Source organism: Mesorhizobium sp. CCNWLY176, from assembly GCF_037153935.1.
Classification (GTDB): Bacteria; Pseudomonadota; Alphaproteobacteria; order Rhizobiales; family Rhizobiaceae; genus Mesorhizobium_M; species Mesorhizobium_M zhangyense.
In genome coordinates this window covers 293,138-307,730 of record NZ_JBBBDZ010000006.1, presented here as the reverse complement: position 1 = coordinate 307,730, position 14,593 = coordinate 293,138, and the positions used below count along the sequence as shown (strand labels likewise).

The window sequence follows — 14,593 nt, the reverse complement described above, 5'->3', positions numbered from 1 at the left end:
TTACGGACCACCAGCAAGCCTCTTGAAGACACTTAAAACTTGGATCAAACAACAAATCTCCTAGGACAGCCCCAAAAATAAATTGTCCCCAGCGCCAAGACCGCAGCACTCGGCGAAAAGAACGTCGAGCACTGCCGCAGCGACCCCACCCGGCGGCTTCGTCGCCAGCCCTTCGCTATGGCTCCGGGCGTTCGTCACTTGAAAAGCCAAATCGTTGGCTTTTCATTCGCTTCGCGAACCGCTTCTCACCCCCTCAAGGGGAGGGGGACACCGGCGTTATCTTGCCTAACGACCGAAGGTCGAGCCCGCGACTGCGGGCCGCCGGTCGTCCGGCGCCCCCGCGGAGGATCAGCCGCCGGAACGGCGGCGAAACGATCCGTGAGCGAAAATCAAGCCGCCTTCTTCTTCGGCGTGATCAAGCCCCGCTCGACCAGAAGCTCAGCGATCTGCACGGCGTTGAGGGCCGCGCCCTTGCGCAGGTTGTCGGAGACGATCCACATGGCAAGGCCGTTGTCGACGGTCGAATCCTCGCGGATGCGCGAGATGTAGGTCGCATCCTCGCCGGCCGAGTCGATCGGCGTGGCGTAGCCGCCGTCCTCGCGCTTGTCGATGACGAGACAGCCCGGCGCATCGCGCAGGATCTCACGGGCCTCGTCGGCGGTGATCGGGTCCTCGAACTCGATGTTGACGGCTTCCGAATGGCCGATGAAGACAGGCACGCGCACGCAGGTCGCGGTCAGCTTGATCTTGGGGTCGAGCATCTTCTTGGTCTCGGCGACCATCTTCCACTCTTCCTTGGTGAAGCCGTCATCCAGGAAAACGTCGATATGCGGAATGACGTTGAAGGCGATGCGCTTGGTGAACTTCTTGGCCTCGACCGGGTCGGCGACGAACACCGCACGCGTCTGCGTGAACAGCTCGTCCATGCCTTCCTTGCCGGCGCCGGACACCGACTGATAGGTCGCCACGACGACACGCTTGATCCGGGCCTTGTCGTGCAGCGGCTTCAGCGCCACGACGAGCTGGGCGGTCGAGCAGTTCGGGTTGGCGATGATGTTCTTGCGGGTGAAAAGCGAAATCGCGTCCGGGTTCACTTCCGGCACGATCAGCGGCACGTCCTGGTCGTAGCGGAAGGCCGAGGAGTTATCGATGACGACGCAGCCCTGCTTGCCGATCTTCGGCGACCATTCCTTCGAGACGTTGCCGCCCGCCGACATGATGCAGAGATCGGTGTCGGAAAAGTCGTAGGTGTCGAGTACCTTGACCTTCAGCGTGCGGTCGCCGAACGACACTTCCGTGCCGAGCGAACGGCGCGAGGCGAGTGCGACGACCTCGTCGACCGGAAAGCCGCGTTCTTCGAGGATATTGAGCATTTCGCGGCCCACATTGCCCGTGGCACCGACGATCGCAACCTTGAAACCCATATTATGTTCTCCTGTCCCTCTCCGCTCGTTTTGGAGAAAACCCGCCGGCCGGTGCGGGCTTCGCCCCCGGGCCGGACCCGGGAGGGGCGAGCAGGCCAGGGAGATCAGACCGTTTTAGTGGTCGTTTTGGCCGCGGTTTTGGTGGTGCGAAGCTGCGCGCGCTCGCGCCCGCCCTGGGAAACCCCATGGCCGGGAAAGTCGATTGCGAAAAGCGCCATAAGCAGGCCGCGCATGAAAAGCTCCGTCTCGGCGCATCGATTATGCGCCGGAATAGTTCGTGCTGGCTTTTACGCGGTTTGCGTAAAGAGTCAATCTGGCAGAAGTAAGCGTTCCGTCTCCCTGCCAATCGCAATGACTAGGCGAAGAACTTTGCCACGATCGCATCGCCCATCGCCGTGGTGCCGACTTCGGTCTTGCCTTCGGACATGATGTCCTTGGTGCGCAGGCCCTCGTCCAGCACCGAAGCGATCGCCGCTTCGAGACGGTCGGCTTCAGTCACCATGTTGAAGGAATAGCGCAGGCACATGGCGAAGGAGGCGATCATGGCGATCGGATTGGCGATGCCCTGCCCTGCAATGTCGGGCGCCGAGCCATGCACCGGCTCGTAGAGCGCCTTGCGCTTGCCGGTCATGGCATCGGGCGCGCCGAGCGAGGCCGAAGGCAGCATGCCGAGCGAGCCGGTGAGCATGGCGGCAACGTCAGACAGCATGTCGCCGAACAGATTGTCGGTGACGATGACGTCGAACTGCTTGGGCCAGCGCACGAGCTGCATGCCGCCGGCATCGGCCAGCATGTGGTCGAGCTTGACGTCGGAATATTTGGCCTTGTGGGTGGCGGTCACCACCTCGTTCCACAAGACGCCCGACTTCATGACGTTGCGCTTTTCCATCGAGGTGACGCGGTTCTGCCGGGTCCGCGCCAGCTCGAAGGCGACGCCCGAAATGCGCTCGATCTCGAAGGTGTCGTAGACCTGCGTGTCGATGCCGCGCTTCTGGCCGTTGCCGAGATCGATGATCTCCTTCGGCTCGCCGAAATAGACGCCGCCGGTCAGCTCGCGCACGATGAGGATGTCGAGGCCTTCGACGACTTCCCGCTTCAGCGAAGACGAAGCGGCAAGTGCCGGATAGCAGATGGCCGGGCGCAGATTGGCGAAAAGCTCCATGTCCCTGCGCAGGCGCAGCAGGCCGGCTTCGGGGCGCACCTCGTAAGGCACCGCATCCCACTTCGGCCCGCCGACGGCGCCGAACAGCACCGCATCCGCCGCCATCGCCTTTGCCATGTCGGCATCGGAAATCGCCTTGCCATGCGCATCGTAGGCGCAGCCGCCGACCAGGCCTTCTTCGGTCTCGATGCCGGTGCCGAGTTTCTCGTTCATCGCCGCAATGAGCTTGCGAACCTCGGCCATTGCCTCGGGACCGATGCCGTCGCCGGCGAGAAGGAGAAGCTTGCGCGATGCCATGGGAAAACCTTTCAAGGAAGCCGTGAACCGGCGTCTTGCTAAACGCCTGAGGCGCGGCGCGCAAGACGGAAAGGCTTGGTGCAGATCAAGAAGAACGCCTGAGCGCCGTTACTTCGATCTCGATTTTCATTTCCGGCTTGTTGAGCTGGCAGACGATCATCGTCGCTGCCGGCCTGATCTCGCCAAAAGCCTCGCCGAGGATCGGGAACACCCGGTCCACAAAACTGTCGCTGGTGATGTAGTAATGCGCCCGCACCACATCAGCGAGCGCGAAGCCACCATCCTCGAGCGCCTTGGTGATTGTTTTCAGGCAATTGCGGGTCTGGTCCTCGACGCTGTCGGGCATGGTCATCGTCGCATAGTCATAGCCGGTCGTGCCCGAGACAAAGCACCAGTCGCCCTGCACCACCGCCCGCGAATAGCCGGCGGTTTTTTCGAAGGGCGAGCCGGTGGAAATCAGTTTGCGCATGAAATCAGACCATTATTGCTCGAGGGATTTCTTCATCGCTTCGCGAATTTCAGCCGGCCAGGTGTCGAGCGCCGGCCATGCATCAGGCTCGGCCCCATCGCCCTGCTGCGCGAAATACACGGCCTTCGTCTTCTGGTCGAAAGCGAAGAAACCGTCGCCACCGCCGCAGGCATGGGGAATGCAGCCGCTGCCATAGAGAATGCCGGAAGCCGTCTTTTCAGGCCCGCCCGAAACCGAAAGCGCCAGCGCGACGTTTTCGAGACTATCGCCGAGAACCTTCCTGGCGGCATCATAGAAATCGCCATTGGCGAAGAGATCGTAAGGGTGGGTGATCTTGGCCGGATCGATATCGGCCCATTTGGTGCCAGGCTGCGGCGTAAAGCTCATCTCGCCGGCAACGCGCAAGCCTTCTTCCGGCGACCAGCTTTGCACGTTGGCAGTGGAGCCCGGGCGCAGATAAGGCACGAAATAGAGGCTGTCCTCCGTTGCAGCCGCGGGCGGCGCGCCGCAATCCTCGCCCACCGTCGCGGTCTTGAGTTCGCCGCCCTCGGGTTTCCAGACGATCACGGTTGCGGGGCCGCAGGCATTGCCGCCATCGCCGACCGCGAAAAGGGCCACTTTCGTGCCATCGAGATCGACCGTGCGGTCGTAATAGACGACATAGTTGCGGGCCAGTTCCTTGCCGTCGAAGGCGAGAATCTTGTCGAGATCGGCCGTCTCCTTGATGGTCAGAGTTCCGCCCGCAAAGGGGATCGAACTCGGCTGACCTTCCTGCGCGACGGCCAAAGCGGTCGCGGCAAAGGTCAGACCGGCGGCGATAAGAGAAACAGCCCAGCGCATGATGAACTCCGAATCAGGGCGTTTCGGAATGCCGGAAAATCAGGCTTTCCAGCGGCGACGCCTCCGACCATGCCACAGGCCGGCAGACGCTGTCAGCCCCGAAGGAAATCTTTCGGGCCGAGGCAAAGCTCATCGTCTGGAATGAAGGGCATTAAGCCCAGGGCCGGCTCTCGGCGTTCTTCTTCTCGAAGGCGCTGATCGACGATGCCTTTTCCATGGTCAGGCCGATATCGTCGAGGCCGTTGAGCAGGCAGTGACGCTTGAAATCGTCGAGGTCGAACTTGACCACGCCGCCATCGGGACCGCGGATTTCCTTGGCTTCGAGATCGACCGAGACCGTCGCATTGGCGCCGCGCGAGGCGTCGTCCATCAGCTTGTCGAGGTCTTCCGGGCTGACCGTGATCGGCAAGATGCCGTTCTTGAAGCAGTTGTTGTAGAAGATGTCGGCGAAGCTGGTCGAGATGACGCAGCGGATGCCGAAATCGAGCAGCGCCCACGGTGCATGCTCACGCGACGAGCCGCAGCCGAAATTGTCGCCGGCAACCAGGATCTGCGCCTTGCGATAGGCCGGCTTGTTGAGCACGAAATCCGGGTTTTCCGAACCGTCCTCATTGAAACGCATTTCGGCGAAAAGCCCGACGCTCAGGCCCGTCCGCTTGATCGTCTTGAGGTAATCCTTGGGGATGATCATGTCGGTGTCGACATTGACGATCGGCAAGGGTGCGGCGACGCCGGTGAGCTTGGTGAACTTTTCCATGGCTTGTGCCCGTTTCTGGTTCCGGGAAATTGTTTCGGCCCTGCTTTACACAAAGCAAGCCGGGAATCAAAGAACTTGATTCGAAGCGAGCCTTCAAATCACGTTGAGTTCACGGAACGGCCGGTTCTCGGCGATGCGCCCATAGCCGAAGGCCGAGCAGTCGATGGTCCTGTAAGCGCCATGGACCAAAAATTCGGCCAGTGCCTTGCCGACTGCCGGCGCCTGCTGCAGGCCGTGACCGGAAAACCCGTTGACAAAGACAAAATTCTGCACGTCGGGATGCGGACCGATGACGGCATTCTGGTCGAGCGTGTTGTAGTCGTAATGCCCGGCCCAGGCGCGCGTCGCCTTGATCGCCTCGAAGGCCGGTACGCGGGTGGCCAGAACAGGCCAGATCGTCTCTTCGAACAGCGACCAGTCCGGGTCGAAATCCCCGGGATCGGCAGGGCCTTCGCCCTCTTCATTCTCTGCGCCGCCGGTGATGTAGACCGACCCCTCAGGCCGCACATAGATGCCGCTTGGATCGACCATCAGCGGCATGTCGGCAAATTTGTCGCGCGCTTCGAAAATGAAGACGCTGCGCTTGCGCGGCTCGACCGGCAGGACCAGCCCGGCCATGGCAGCAACCTTGCCGGCCGAGGGGCCGGCGGCATTGAAGATCGTGCCGCCTTCCAGCCGGTCGCCGTTTTCCAGCGTGACCGCAACGACGCGGTCGCCATCACGCTCGATACCGGTGACGGCATGGGTGATGAAATCGACGTTCTTTTCGCGCAGTGCCTTGCGGAACAGCATCAGCATGGCGTGGGCATCGAACCAGCCCTCGCCCGAACGGCCATAGGCACCGGCCGAAACGCCTTCGGTCGATATCCAGGAAAAGCGCTTTTCAAGCGCTGCGGCGTCTTCCAGCAAAATATCCGCGCCTTCGGCCATCTGCGCCGCATGGTTCTGCTGCAGGATCGGCAAGCCGTTCTCGCCGGCCAGAATGAGATAGCCGCCCTCGCGGAAGCCTATATCGGCACCAGTACCGAACTCCTGCTCCAGCCGTCGGAACAGCGCCAGCGTGAACTGCGACAGCCGAATGTTTTCGGGAATGGAGAACTGCTGGCGGATCGAGGCGCAGGACAGCGTCGTGGACGAGTAGGTGAATTGCGGATCACGCTCGATCAGCGCGATGGAGCCCGAAAACCCCTCCTCGCGCAGATAATAGGCGATCGAACTGCCGACGATCGCCCCGCCGATGATGATGACGTCATATCGCGCCATGTGCTTACGTTCCCAACATGAATCGAATCTAGAGGTCTACTGAGACTGTTATCAAGGTTTCCAGCTTGCGTCTTGCAAGAGCCAGCATTGCCGGGCAAGAAGACCACATGACGCAAGAGACCCGCCTCTATCTGCGCCGCTCGGTGCTTTACGTCCCCGCTTCCAACGACAAGGCGCTGGCAAAGCTGGCGTCCCTCGCCTGCGACGCGGTAGTTATCGATCTGGAAGACGCAGTCGCGCCGACGGAAAAGATCGCCGCCCGCGAAAAGCTCGGCGCGATCTTCAAGAACCGCCCGTCCGGCATTCGCGAGATGATCATCCGCATCAATGCGGTCTCCAGCGAATGGGGCCCGGACGATCTTCTGGCCGCCGCCGCCTGCGAGCCTGACGGTATATTGCTGCCCAAGGTTGACACGCCGCGCGACGTGCTGGAAGCCGGCGACGTGCTCGACGACAATGACGCGCCCGACAGCCTGCGCCTCTGGGCGATGATCGAGACCCCGAAATCGCTGCTCAACATCGGTGCCATCGCCGAGCTTGGCCGCGACGCCGCCTCGCGGCTGTCCTGCCTGGTCGCCGGCACCAACGATCTTGTCGCCGCAACCGGCGTTCTGGCAACGCCCGACCGGCGCTATCTCATGCCCTGGCTGATGCAGATGCTGCTGGCCGCGCGTGCCGGCGGCCTCGACATCGTCGACGGCGTCAGCAATGATTTTCGCGACCTTGAAGCCTTTGCCGCCGAATGCACGCAAGCCGCGGCCATGGGTTTTGACGGCAAGACGCTGATTCACCCGGCGCAGATCGAGCCGGCGAACACGGCCTTTTCGCCGTCGGAAACGGCACGCAAGGAAGCCGAGAAAATCGTGGCCGCCTTTGCGCTTCCCGAAAACGCCGGAAAGGGCGCGATCGGCCTCGACGGGCGCATGGTCGAACTGCTTCATCGCGCGCAGGCCGAAAGGCTGCTGGCGAAAGCGTCCATGATTGGCTAGAAATTATCGAACGCTCTGATGCCGAAGCCGGCCGGGGCATGACGGGAATGACAACATGAAACTCTACCGCTTTCTGACCGGGCCGGACGATGCGAGCTTCTGCCACAAGGTCACGGCTGCCATGAACAAGGGCTGGCACCTGTTCGGCTCGCCGACCTATGCCTACGACGCCGAAGCCAAGATCATGAAATGCGGCCAGGCCGTGGTGAAGGACGTCGACGGGCAGGAATATGAGGCAGGCGTCACCAAGCTGAGCGACTGGTAAGGCTCCGTCGCGCTTACAAGCCTAGTCTGGCTTTGAGCGCCTCATACTGGCGAGGCGAAGTATCTGCCATCGCCTCATCGCGGTTGGATGGCAGGTCTTCGAAAGGTATTGGATAATCGAACTGGCTGACGGTCAGATCCCATCTGACGCCGTCGATCATATTGTAGAAATGCGTGCCGCCTTTCGTCCGGGTTTTGAGGATTTCGCCTCCAAACGCATCCTGCACGACAAGCGAGGTAACGCTGCACTGCCCTCTCGCGGGGTTATCAAGGCTCCAAACCCCCGAGCTTTCAGAACTCCACGCAGCCTTCAACTTTTCATAAAGCTGATCGGGTGTTTTGAAAGCGCTCACTGGATTGATCAGCTTTGAGGATGTTCCGCCTCCTCCTCGAGCTTCTCCATATCGTCATCGGAGAGGCCGAAATGGTGGCCGATCTCATGGATGAGCACATGGGTGACGATGTCGCCCAGCGTTTCCTCGTTCTCTGACCAGTAATCCAGGATGGCGCGGCGATAGAGCGTCACCCGGTTCGGCCCCTCGCCGGTCTGCGGATTCCAGCGCTCGGCAATGCCACGGCCTTCGAACAGGCCAAGCAGGTCAAACGGCGTTTCCAGCGACAGATCGTCCATGATCTCGTCGGTCGGAAATTCGGCGATCTGGATGATGACCTCGCCGGTGAGCTTGCGGAACTCCTCCGGCAGGTGAGCATAGGCTTCGAGAGCCATGAACTCCATTTCTTCCATCGATGGTGAAAGCTGGTCGTGCCAGGAGCGGGTCTTGTAGATGCGAGCCATTCTTTTCCCTTTTGACCGCATATAGCCTTTCGGAGCACGGCTTTCGAGGCTTTTGCGCGCTTACCGGGAAATTAGCCGGGACAGCCGGTTCGGCTGAACGCCCGAAAGGAATAAATTCTCCTCGCGTTCCACTTGACTCTTCGGGCGCGCTCTGGAATCTATAAGAACATAACAGGAACATATCAGAAAAGCAGACCGTCATGGCGACATCCGCCGTGGCGCAGGAAATCGTTTTTGCCCTGCGCCAGAAAATCGCCCGCATAGAGGGCACGCTGCCCGAGCGGCTGGCGCCCCCAGCCGGGACAGACCCGGCCGGGCAGACCATGGTGCTGCGCCGCCATGGGGTCACGGTCGTGCAAGACCTTTTGCTGACGGGCGCGGAGAATTTCGACACCGCACTGGGCGGCGGCTTGCCCAAGGCCGCGCTGACGGAAATCCATGGCGCACAAACCCGCGACGCCGGCGCGGTGGCAGGTTTTGCCCTGGCGCTTGCCGGACTGCTTGTGAAGAATGCCGCGCAGCCGAAACTGCCCGTGCTGTGGATCGGCACGCACGAAATCTTCCGCGAGGCGGGCTTTCCCTATGCTCCGGGCCTGCATGCCCGTTTCGGCATCGCGCCGGAGAACCTGATGATCGCGGAAGCGCCGAAACTCGCGGATGCCATGTGGATCGCCGAGGAGGCGGCAAGCCTGAAGGCGCTTTCAGCCGTGATCCTGGAAATCCGCGGCAATCCGCAGAAGCTCGACCTCGTCGCGACACGGCGCCTGCATCATCGTGCCCAGGATTCAGGCCGGCCCGTCTTCCTGCTGCGCCAGGCAGCGCAGCCCGAGCCGACCGCAGCCCCCGTGCGCCTGGTTGTCTCGCCGGCACCCGCCGCCCTGCGCTGGACGATCACTGGGCCCCTGCCCGATTCCATCGGCCCGCCCGGCTTCACGGTCAGGATCGACAAAAGCCGCAATGCCTTGCCCGGACAGTTCACGCTGGAGTGGAACGCCGATGAACGCTCATTCGAAGAAAGACGGCCAGATGGTCTCGGCTCAAAGAATAATGGCGCTGTGGTTTCCGCACCTTTCCACCGAACGGATATTGCGCCAGCGGCTGGGGCGATCCTGGCGTTCAAGCCGGCCACGGACGCAGCCGCCCCTCGTCATCAGCCATCGCGAAAAGAACACGCAGCGCATCGCCGCCCTCGACGAGCAGGCCGAACGGCTCAGGCTTAAGCCCGGCATGGGCATCGCCGACGCACGCGCCATGCATCCCGGCATAGAGATCGTCGAGGCTGACACGCAAGCAGACCGCAGGCTGCTCGAAAGCCTGGCCGACTGGTGCGACCGCTATACGCCGCTGGTGGCGCTCGATGGGCTGGACGGGCTGTTTCTCGACATCACCGGCTGCGCCCATCTCTTCGGCGGCGAGAAATCCATGCTGGACGACATGCTGTCGCGCTTTTTCCACCAGGGTTTTGACGTGCGCGCCGGGCTGGCTTCGACGCCGGGAGCGGCCTGGGCAGCAGCACGATTCTGCACGACTTCGGTCGTCTCGCCGGGCGAGGAGAAAAAAACCATGGCGCCACTTCCGCTCGCCGCACTGCGCCTCGCGCCCGAAACGATCGCGTCTCTTGAGAGCGTGGGATTGCGCACCACCGGCGCAATCCTGCAGGCGCCACGCGCGCCCTTGGCGCGCCGTTTCGGCAAGGCGCTTCTCATGCGCCTAGACCAGGCGCTCGGCCATCTCGAGGAAGCAGTTTCGCCGCGCCTGCCCGTGGCTCCCCTGTCGGTGGAACGGCATCTGTCCGAACCGATCATGCTGATGGACGAGATCGAACGTCTGGTCCTCCTGCTCGCCCGCAGTTTGAAAACCGATCTCGAACGGCGAGGCGAAGGTGCACGCGCCCTGCAGCTCCTGCTGTTTCGGGTCGACGGCGCGGTCAGCCGCATCGGCGTCGGCACGTCACGTCCCTTGCGCGAACCGGGCCTGATCGGAAAACTGTTTCACGAAAGACTGGCCGCCCTCGAAGATGTCCTCGATGCCGGCTACGGCTTCGACCTTGTCCGCCTCTCCGTTCTGGCGACTGCTCCTTTCGAAATGGACCAGACCGACTTCACGGGGGATGTTTCCGGAAGCGACGAGGATCTGGCGCTCTTCGTCGACCGCGTAAGCGCCCGCCAGGACAGCAATGCCGTGCTGAAACCCGTTCCTGTCGAGAGCCACATCCCGGAAAGGGCGGTTTCTTTCGTGCCCTTTGCCGAGACAGGGAAAGCTTCCGGCCACGCAGGGAATAGAGTGGGTGAGACTGCGCTCGCCCGACCATCCCCCGGACCCGAGCGCCCGATCCGTCTTTTTCCCCAACCGGAACAGGTCGAGGTCATGGCCGCCGAAGTGCCCGACGGGCCGCCTGCCCGCTTCCGCTGGCGTCGCGCGCTCTATGAGGTCGCACGGGCGGAAGGCCCGGAGCGCATTTCCCCGGAATGGTGGCGCGATGGTGCGGATGAGGCAACGCGCGATTACTTCCGCATCGAGGATGCCGATGGCCGCCGCTACTGGCTTTTCCGCCAGGGGTTTTACGGCGCCACGCAAGGCAACCCACGCTGGTTCCTGCAGGGGCTTTTCGCATGAAGGATGACGTTTCGCGCGCGCCCACCGCTTCTCCGCTTTATGTCGAGTTCGGCGTGCAATCGAACTTTTCCTTCCTGCGCGGGGCATCGCGGCCGGAGGATCTGGTCGTTGCAGCCTGTTTTCTCGGCCATGCCGGCATGGGCCTTGCCGACCGCAACACCGTGGCTGGTGTCGTGCGCGCCTGGAGCCAGTCGAAACACATCAAGCTTTCCAAGGATGCCGACCCGTTGTGGCTTCCCTACCATCCCGGTTGCCGGCTGGTCTTTGCCGACGGCACGCCTGACGTGCTCGCCTATCCACAGGACCGCAAGGGCTGGGGGCATCTGTGCCGCCTGTTGACGCAAGCCAATATGCGCGAGGAAAGCCCGAAAGGCGCACCGCTTGTCTATGCCGACGACCTTTTCCAATGGGGCGACAGCATATCCCTGGCCGTGCTGCCCGATCTCTCGGGGCCGGCGCAGAAGACGCTCGCCTTTCTACACCGGCTCAAGGATCGTTTCGGCAGCAACCTCTGGCTTGCCGCCGCACCCGATTACAGCGGCAACGATCGTTTCCGTCTCGAACAGGCGGCAGGCATGGCAACGGCCGCCGCCATCCCCCTGATGGCAACCAACGATGTCCTCTACCACACCGCCGACCAGCGACCCCTGCAGGATGTGTTGACCGCGATCCGGCTTAACAGGCCCGTCGCCCAGTCAGGCTTCGAACTTGCAGCCAATGCAGAGCGGCATTTGAAGCCATCGACAGAGATGGCGCGGCTTTTCAAGGCCTACCCCCAGGCATTGGCGCAGACACTGCGTTTTGCCGAAAGCCTGTCTTTTTCACTGAGCGAACTTAGCCATAACTATCCCGATGAAACCACGAAGGAGGGTGTAGACCCGCAGGAAGAATTGGAAAGGCTGACGTGGGAAGGCGCCGGCAACCGTTATCCGGAGGGCGTCCCCGAAAAGGTGGACAGCCTGATCCGGCACGAACTCGCAATCGTCGCCTATAAAAAATACGCTCGCTATTTCCTCACCGTACACGACATCGTCCGCTTCGCCCGTTCCAAGGAAGTCGGCGTCCTGTGCCAGGGACGCGGCTCCGCCGCCAATTCCGTTATCTGCTATTGCCTCGGCATCACCGAGGTCGATCCCAGTCTTATGGAGGTTCTTTTCGAGCGCTTCGTGTCCACAGAACGCGACGAGCCACCAGACATCGACGTCGATTTCGAACATGACAGGCGCGATGAGATCATCGCCTACATCTACAAGAAATACAGCGAGAAGCGCACGGCATTGGCGGCATCTGTCGTCACCTATCGCGGTCGTTCTGCGCTGCGCGAGGTGGCCAAGGCAATGGGCCTGTCGGACGATGTTCGCGGTGCGTTGTCAGGCTCCATCTGGGGCTGGTCTTCCACGGAACTCGGCGAAAAGGAAACCAATGCAGGTGGCCTCGACCGCGCCGATCCGCTCACAAAGCACGTGGTCGCACGCGCCAACGACATAATGGGTTTCCCCCGCCATCTGTCGCAGCATGTCGGCGGCTTCGTCATCACCAAGGACAGGCTCGATGAGATTGTACCCATCGTCAAGACCGCGATGGACGAGCGCAAGATGGTGGAGTGGGACAAGGACGACCTCGATGCGGTCGGCATCCTGAAAGTAGATGTACTGGCACTTGGCATGCTGTCCTGCCTGAGGCGAGCCTTCGATCTCCTGGAGAACCATTATGGCGTTCGGGACAAGTATGGCAGGCGGTTGACGCTGGCGACGATCCCCCAGGAGGAGACACAAGTCTACGACATGATCTGCCGCGCCGATACGCTCGGCGTCTTCCAGATCGAATCCCGCGCGCAGATGTCGATGCTGCCCAGACTCAAGCCGCGCACATTTTATGACCTCGTCATCGAAGTGGCGATCGTGCGGCCCGGCCCGATCCAGGGCGATATGGTGCATCCCTATCTGCGCCGGCGTGAGGGCAAGGAAGCAGTCGAATACCCAAGCGAAGAGCTGAGAAAGATTCTCGTAAGGACCCTGGGTGTGCCGCTCTTCCAGGAACAGGCGATGAAGATCGCCATCGACGCCGGAGGCTTTACTCCCGGAGAAGCCGATCAGTTACGGCGCGCGATGGCAACTTTCAGGCGAAATGGGACGATCCATCACTACAAGAATCGCATGATCGAAGGCATGGTCAAAAATAAATACGATCGTGCTTTTGCCGAACGCTGTTTCCGACAGATCGAGGGTTTTGGTGATTATGGTTTTCCTGAAAGCCACGCCGCTTCCTTTGCGCTGCTGGTCTATGCGTCGTCATGGTTCAAGGTCTGGTACCCGGATGTCTTTTGCGCGGCGATCCTGAATTCACAGCCGATGGGTTTTTACAGACCGGCGCAGCTTGTGCGCGATGCCCAGGATCATGGCGTCGAGATACGTCCCATAGACGTCAACCATTCCGAATGGGATTGCCTGCTGGAGAAATCATCCTTCGACCCTGAGCGGATCGCCGCGCGTCATGTCGGAATGCGCGGCGTGATCAAAACCTGCCATGCAGTCCGTCTCGGCTTTCGGCAGATAAAGGGATTGAACGAAAAGGATATGGAAATCCTCGTAGAGAGGCGCGGCAACAGCTACACCTCGGTCCGCGATGTGTGGCTACGCTCCGGGCTACGCGTCGACGCGATGGAAAGGCTGGCGCAGGCCGATGCTTTCCGCTCGATCGGCCTCGATCGGCGTGCTGCCTTGTGGGCCGTGCGCGCACTGAACGGCAAGAGTGCCACCGAGCGCCTGCCGCTGTTCGATCAACCCGATATCCGCCTGCGCGACAACGAACCCGAGACGAAGCTGCCGGTGATGCCGCTCGGCGAACATGTCCTGCACGATTACCGGTCGCTTGGCCTCTCCCTGAAAGCGCATCCGCTCTCTTTCCTGCGCGACAAGCTTGACAAGGCCGGCATCACGCCCAACGCGATTCTGCCTGACCTGCCCAGCGGCAGGCGCATTTCCGTTGCCGGCCTGGTTCTCGTTCGTCAAAGGCCAGGTTCCGGCAAGGGTGTCGTCTTCATGACGCTTGAAGACGAGAAATCGATCGCCAATGTCATTGTCTGGCCAAAGGTGTTCGATCGCTTCCGGCCGGTAGTCATGGGCGCGCGCTTCGTCAAGGTGAAAGGCCGCCTGCAGTCGGTATCGGGGGTCATTCATATCGTGGCCGAAACCATCGAGGATCTGTCGCTATGGCTCGGCGAACTCTCCGAGGAAGCCGCGATAAGGCGGCTTGAGCAGCATGAGAAAGCGCAAAACATGGGCAATCCAGCGGAAGGTGCAATTCACCCCGTCGAGAAACCCGCGATACCGCACCGCGACTACGAAACCTTGTCCCGTCAGGCACGCAGCGTCATGCCGAAGGGGCGAAATTTTCAGTAAGCCGACAGAGGGCGCGGCATCTATTTCCGCAAACCAATCCGCCGTTGTCCGACGATTCAATCGTCTTTCGATGCGGGACTGGTTTTCGCTTCATCATCGATGCCAATCGTGCGCGCTTCGGAAGGCAGCATGACCGGAATGCCGTCACGAACCGGATAGGCAAGCCGTGCCAGCCGCGACACCAGTTCCTGGTGCTCGGCATCCCACGTCAACGGGCCTTTTGTCAGGGGACAGGCCAGCAACTCCAGGAGCTTGACGTCGATTGCCGGGTTTGGTTTTTCCTGATTCATCGATCGCCGTCCAATCCCATACGCC

Annotated in this window: 15 protein-coding genes; 5 read left to right on the top strand and 10 right to left on the bottom strand. The window is 61.5% G+C overall.

Features of this window, described 5'->3' with window-relative positions:
- Positions 1-389: 389 nt before the first annotated feature.
- From WBQ96_RS13165 to WBQ96_RS13135, 7 genes are all read right to left on the bottom strand, one after another.
- Positions 390-1,424: an aspartate-semialdehyde dehydrogenase gene (locus WBQ96_RS13165; protein WP_336550316.1), complete on the bottom strand. Its 1,035-nt coding sequence runs from the start codon at positions 1,422-1,424 to the stop codon at positions 390-392.
- Between the two features lie 104 nt (positions 1,425-1,528).
- Entirely contained in the window at positions 1,529-1,657 is a 129-nt protein-coding gene (locus tag WBQ96_RS13160) for a hypothetical protein (RefSeq protein ID WP_336550318.1), read from the bottom strand.
- 122 nt (positions 1,658-1,779) lie between these two features.
- Positions 1,780-2,883 carry a 3-isopropylmalate dehydrogenase gene (gene leuB, locus WBQ96_RS13155; protein ID WP_336550320.1) on the bottom strand — a complete coding sequence of 368 codons (1,104 nt, stop codon included), beginning with the start codon at positions 2,881-2,883 and terminating at the stop codon, positions 1,780-1,782.
- Positions 2,884-2,968: 85 nt separating this feature from the next.
- Entirely contained in the window at positions 2,969-3,352 is a 384-nt protein-coding gene (locus WBQ96_RS13150) for a RidA family protein (protein WP_165120267.1), read from the bottom strand.
- Positions 3,353-3,364: 12 nt separating this feature from the next.
- Positions 3,365-4,192 carry a hypothetical protein gene (locus tag WBQ96_RS13145; protein ID WP_336550325.1) on the bottom strand — a complete coding sequence of 276 codons (828 nt, stop codon included), beginning with the start codon at positions 4,190-4,192 and terminating at the stop codon, positions 3,365-3,367.
- A gap of 151 nt (positions 4,193-4,343) precedes the next feature.
- Positions 4,344-4,949, bottom strand: coding sequence for a 3-isopropylmalate dehydratase small subunit (gene leuD, locus WBQ96_RS13140; RefSeq protein ID WP_165120265.1), 606 nt, complete (start codon positions 4,947-4,949; stop codon positions 4,344-4,346).
- Between the two features lie 93 nt (positions 4,950-5,042).
- The gene (locus tag WBQ96_RS13135) at positions 5,043-6,212 is read right to left on the bottom strand and encodes an NAD(P)/FAD-dependent oxidoreductase (RefSeq protein ID WP_336550327.1); all 1,170 of its coding nucleotides are present in this window, start codon (positions 6,210-6,212) and stop codon (positions 5,043-5,045) included.
- A 107-nt stretch (positions 6,213-6,319) separates the two neighbouring features.
- Here WBQ96_RS13135 and WBQ96_RS13130 point away from each other — a divergent pair, with 107 nt between their 5' ends.
- Both WBQ96_RS13130 and WBQ96_RS13125 read left to right on the top strand, forming a co-directional pair.
- Positions 6,320-7,201, top strand: a complete 882-nt coding sequence (locus WBQ96_RS13130; RefSeq protein WP_336550329.1) for an HpcH/HpaI aldolase/citrate lyase family protein — start codon at positions 6,320-6,322, stop codon at positions 7,199-7,201.
- A gap of 55 nt (positions 7,202-7,256) precedes the next feature.
- A complete protein-coding gene (locus WBQ96_RS13125; protein ID WP_165120262.1) occupies positions 7,257-7,466 on the top strand; it encodes a DUF1737 domain-containing protein in 210 nt (69 codons plus the stop codon).
- A 13-nt stretch (positions 7,467-7,479) separates the two neighbouring features.
- Here WBQ96_RS13125 and WBQ96_RS13120 read toward each other — a convergent pair whose 3' ends face one another.
- Both WBQ96_RS13120 and WBQ96_RS13115 read right to left on the bottom strand, forming a co-directional pair.
- Positions 7,480-7,818 carry a YunG family protein gene (locus WBQ96_RS13120; RefSeq protein ID WP_336550332.1) on the bottom strand — a complete coding sequence of 113 codons (339 nt, stop codon included), beginning with the start codon at positions 7,816-7,818 and terminating at the stop codon, positions 7,480-7,482.
- 8 nt (positions 7,819-7,826) lie between these two features.
- The gene (locus tag WBQ96_RS13115; RefSeq protein ID WP_165120260.1) at positions 7,827-8,261 is read right to left on the bottom strand and encodes a metallopeptidase family protein; all 435 of its coding nucleotides are present in this window, start codon (positions 8,259-8,261) and stop codon (positions 7,827-7,829) included.
- 200 nt (positions 8,262-8,461) lie between these two features.
- Between WBQ96_RS13115 and WBQ96_RS13110 the strand changes: the two genes are divergently transcribed.
- From WBQ96_RS13110 to WBQ96_RS13100, 3 genes are read left to right on the top strand one after another with little or no spacing between them, the layout of a single operon-like run.
- The gene (locus WBQ96_RS13110; protein WP_336550334.1) at positions 8,462-9,481 is read left to right on the top strand and encodes an ImuA family protein; all 1,020 of its coding nucleotides are present in this window, start codon (positions 8,462-8,464) and stop codon (positions 9,479-9,481) included.
- Entirely contained in the window at positions 9,411-10,877 is a 1,467-nt protein-coding gene (locus tag WBQ96_RS13105) for a DUF6504 family protein (protein WP_337035898.1), read from the top strand. The genes WBQ96_RS13110 and WBQ96_RS13105 overlap by 71 nt, the downstream gene beginning before the upstream one ends.
- The gene (locus tag WBQ96_RS13100) at positions 10,874-14,278 is read left to right on the top strand and encodes an error-prone DNA polymerase (protein WP_336550335.1); all 3,405 of its coding nucleotides are present in this window, start codon (positions 10,874-10,876) and stop codon (positions 14,276-14,278) included. Before WBQ96_RS13105 ends, WBQ96_RS13100 begins: the two co-directional genes overlap by 4 nt.
- Before the next feature lie 56 nt (positions 14,279-14,334).
- Here the strand turns inward: WBQ96_RS13100 and WBQ96_RS13095 are convergent, their stop codons facing one another.
- On the bottom strand, positions 14,335-14,568 hold the full coding sequence (locus tag WBQ96_RS13095; RefSeq protein WP_336550337.1) for a Trm112 family protein: 234 nt from the start codon (positions 14,566-14,568) through the stop codon (positions 14,335-14,337).
- Between the last annotated feature and the right edge of the window lie 25 nt (positions 14,569-14,593).

Coding starts and splice junctions, on each gene's coding strand:
- WBQ96_RS13165 (WP_336550316.1), bottom strand. CDS start 1,424: ATGGGTTTCAAGGTTGCGATCGTCGGTGCCACGGGCAATGTGGGCCGC.
- WBQ96_RS13160 (WP_336550318.1), bottom strand. CDS start 1,657: ATGCGCGGCCTGCTTATGGCGCTTTTCGCAATCGACTTTCCCGGCCAT.
- leuB (WP_336550320.1), bottom strand. CDS start 2,883: ATGGCATCGCGCAAGCTTCTCCTTCTCGCCGGCGACGGCATCGGTCCC.
- WBQ96_RS13150 (WP_165120267.1), bottom strand. CDS start 3,352: ATGCGCAAACTGATTTCCACCGGCTCGCCCTTCGAAAAAACCGCCGGC.
- WBQ96_RS13145 (WP_336550325.1), bottom strand. CDS start 4,192: ATGCGCTGGGCTGTTTCTCTTATCGCCGCCGGTCTGACCTTTGCCGCG.
- leuD (WP_165120265.1), bottom strand. CDS start 4,949: ATGGAAAAGTTCACCAAGCTCACCGGCGTCGCCGCACCCTTGCCGATC.
- WBQ96_RS13135 (WP_336550327.1), bottom strand. CDS start 6,212: ATGGCGCGATATGACGTCATCATCATCGGCGGGGCGATCGTCGGCAGT.
- WBQ96_RS13130 (WP_336550329.1), top strand. CDS start 6,320: ATGACGCAAGAGACCCGCCTCTATCTGCGCCGCTCGGTGCTTTACGTC.
- WBQ96_RS13125 (WP_165120262.1), top strand. CDS start 7,257: ATGAAACTCTACCGCTTTCTGACCGGGCCGGACGATGCGAGCTTCTGC.
- WBQ96_RS13115 (WP_165120260.1), bottom strand. CDS start 8,261: ATGGCTCGCATCTACAAGACCCGCTCCTGGCACGACCAGCTTTCACCA.
- WBQ96_RS13110 (WP_336550334.1), top strand. CDS start 8,462: ATGGCGACATCCGCCGTGGCGCAGGAAATCGTTTTTGCCCTGCGCCAG.
- WBQ96_RS13100 (WP_336550335.1), top strand. CDS start 10,874: ATGAAGGATGACGTTTCGCGCGCGCCCACCGCTTCTCCGCTTTATGTC.
- WBQ96_RS13095 (WP_336550337.1), bottom strand. CDS start 14,568: ATGAATCAGGAAAAACCAAACCCGGCAATCGACGTCAAGCTCCTGGAG.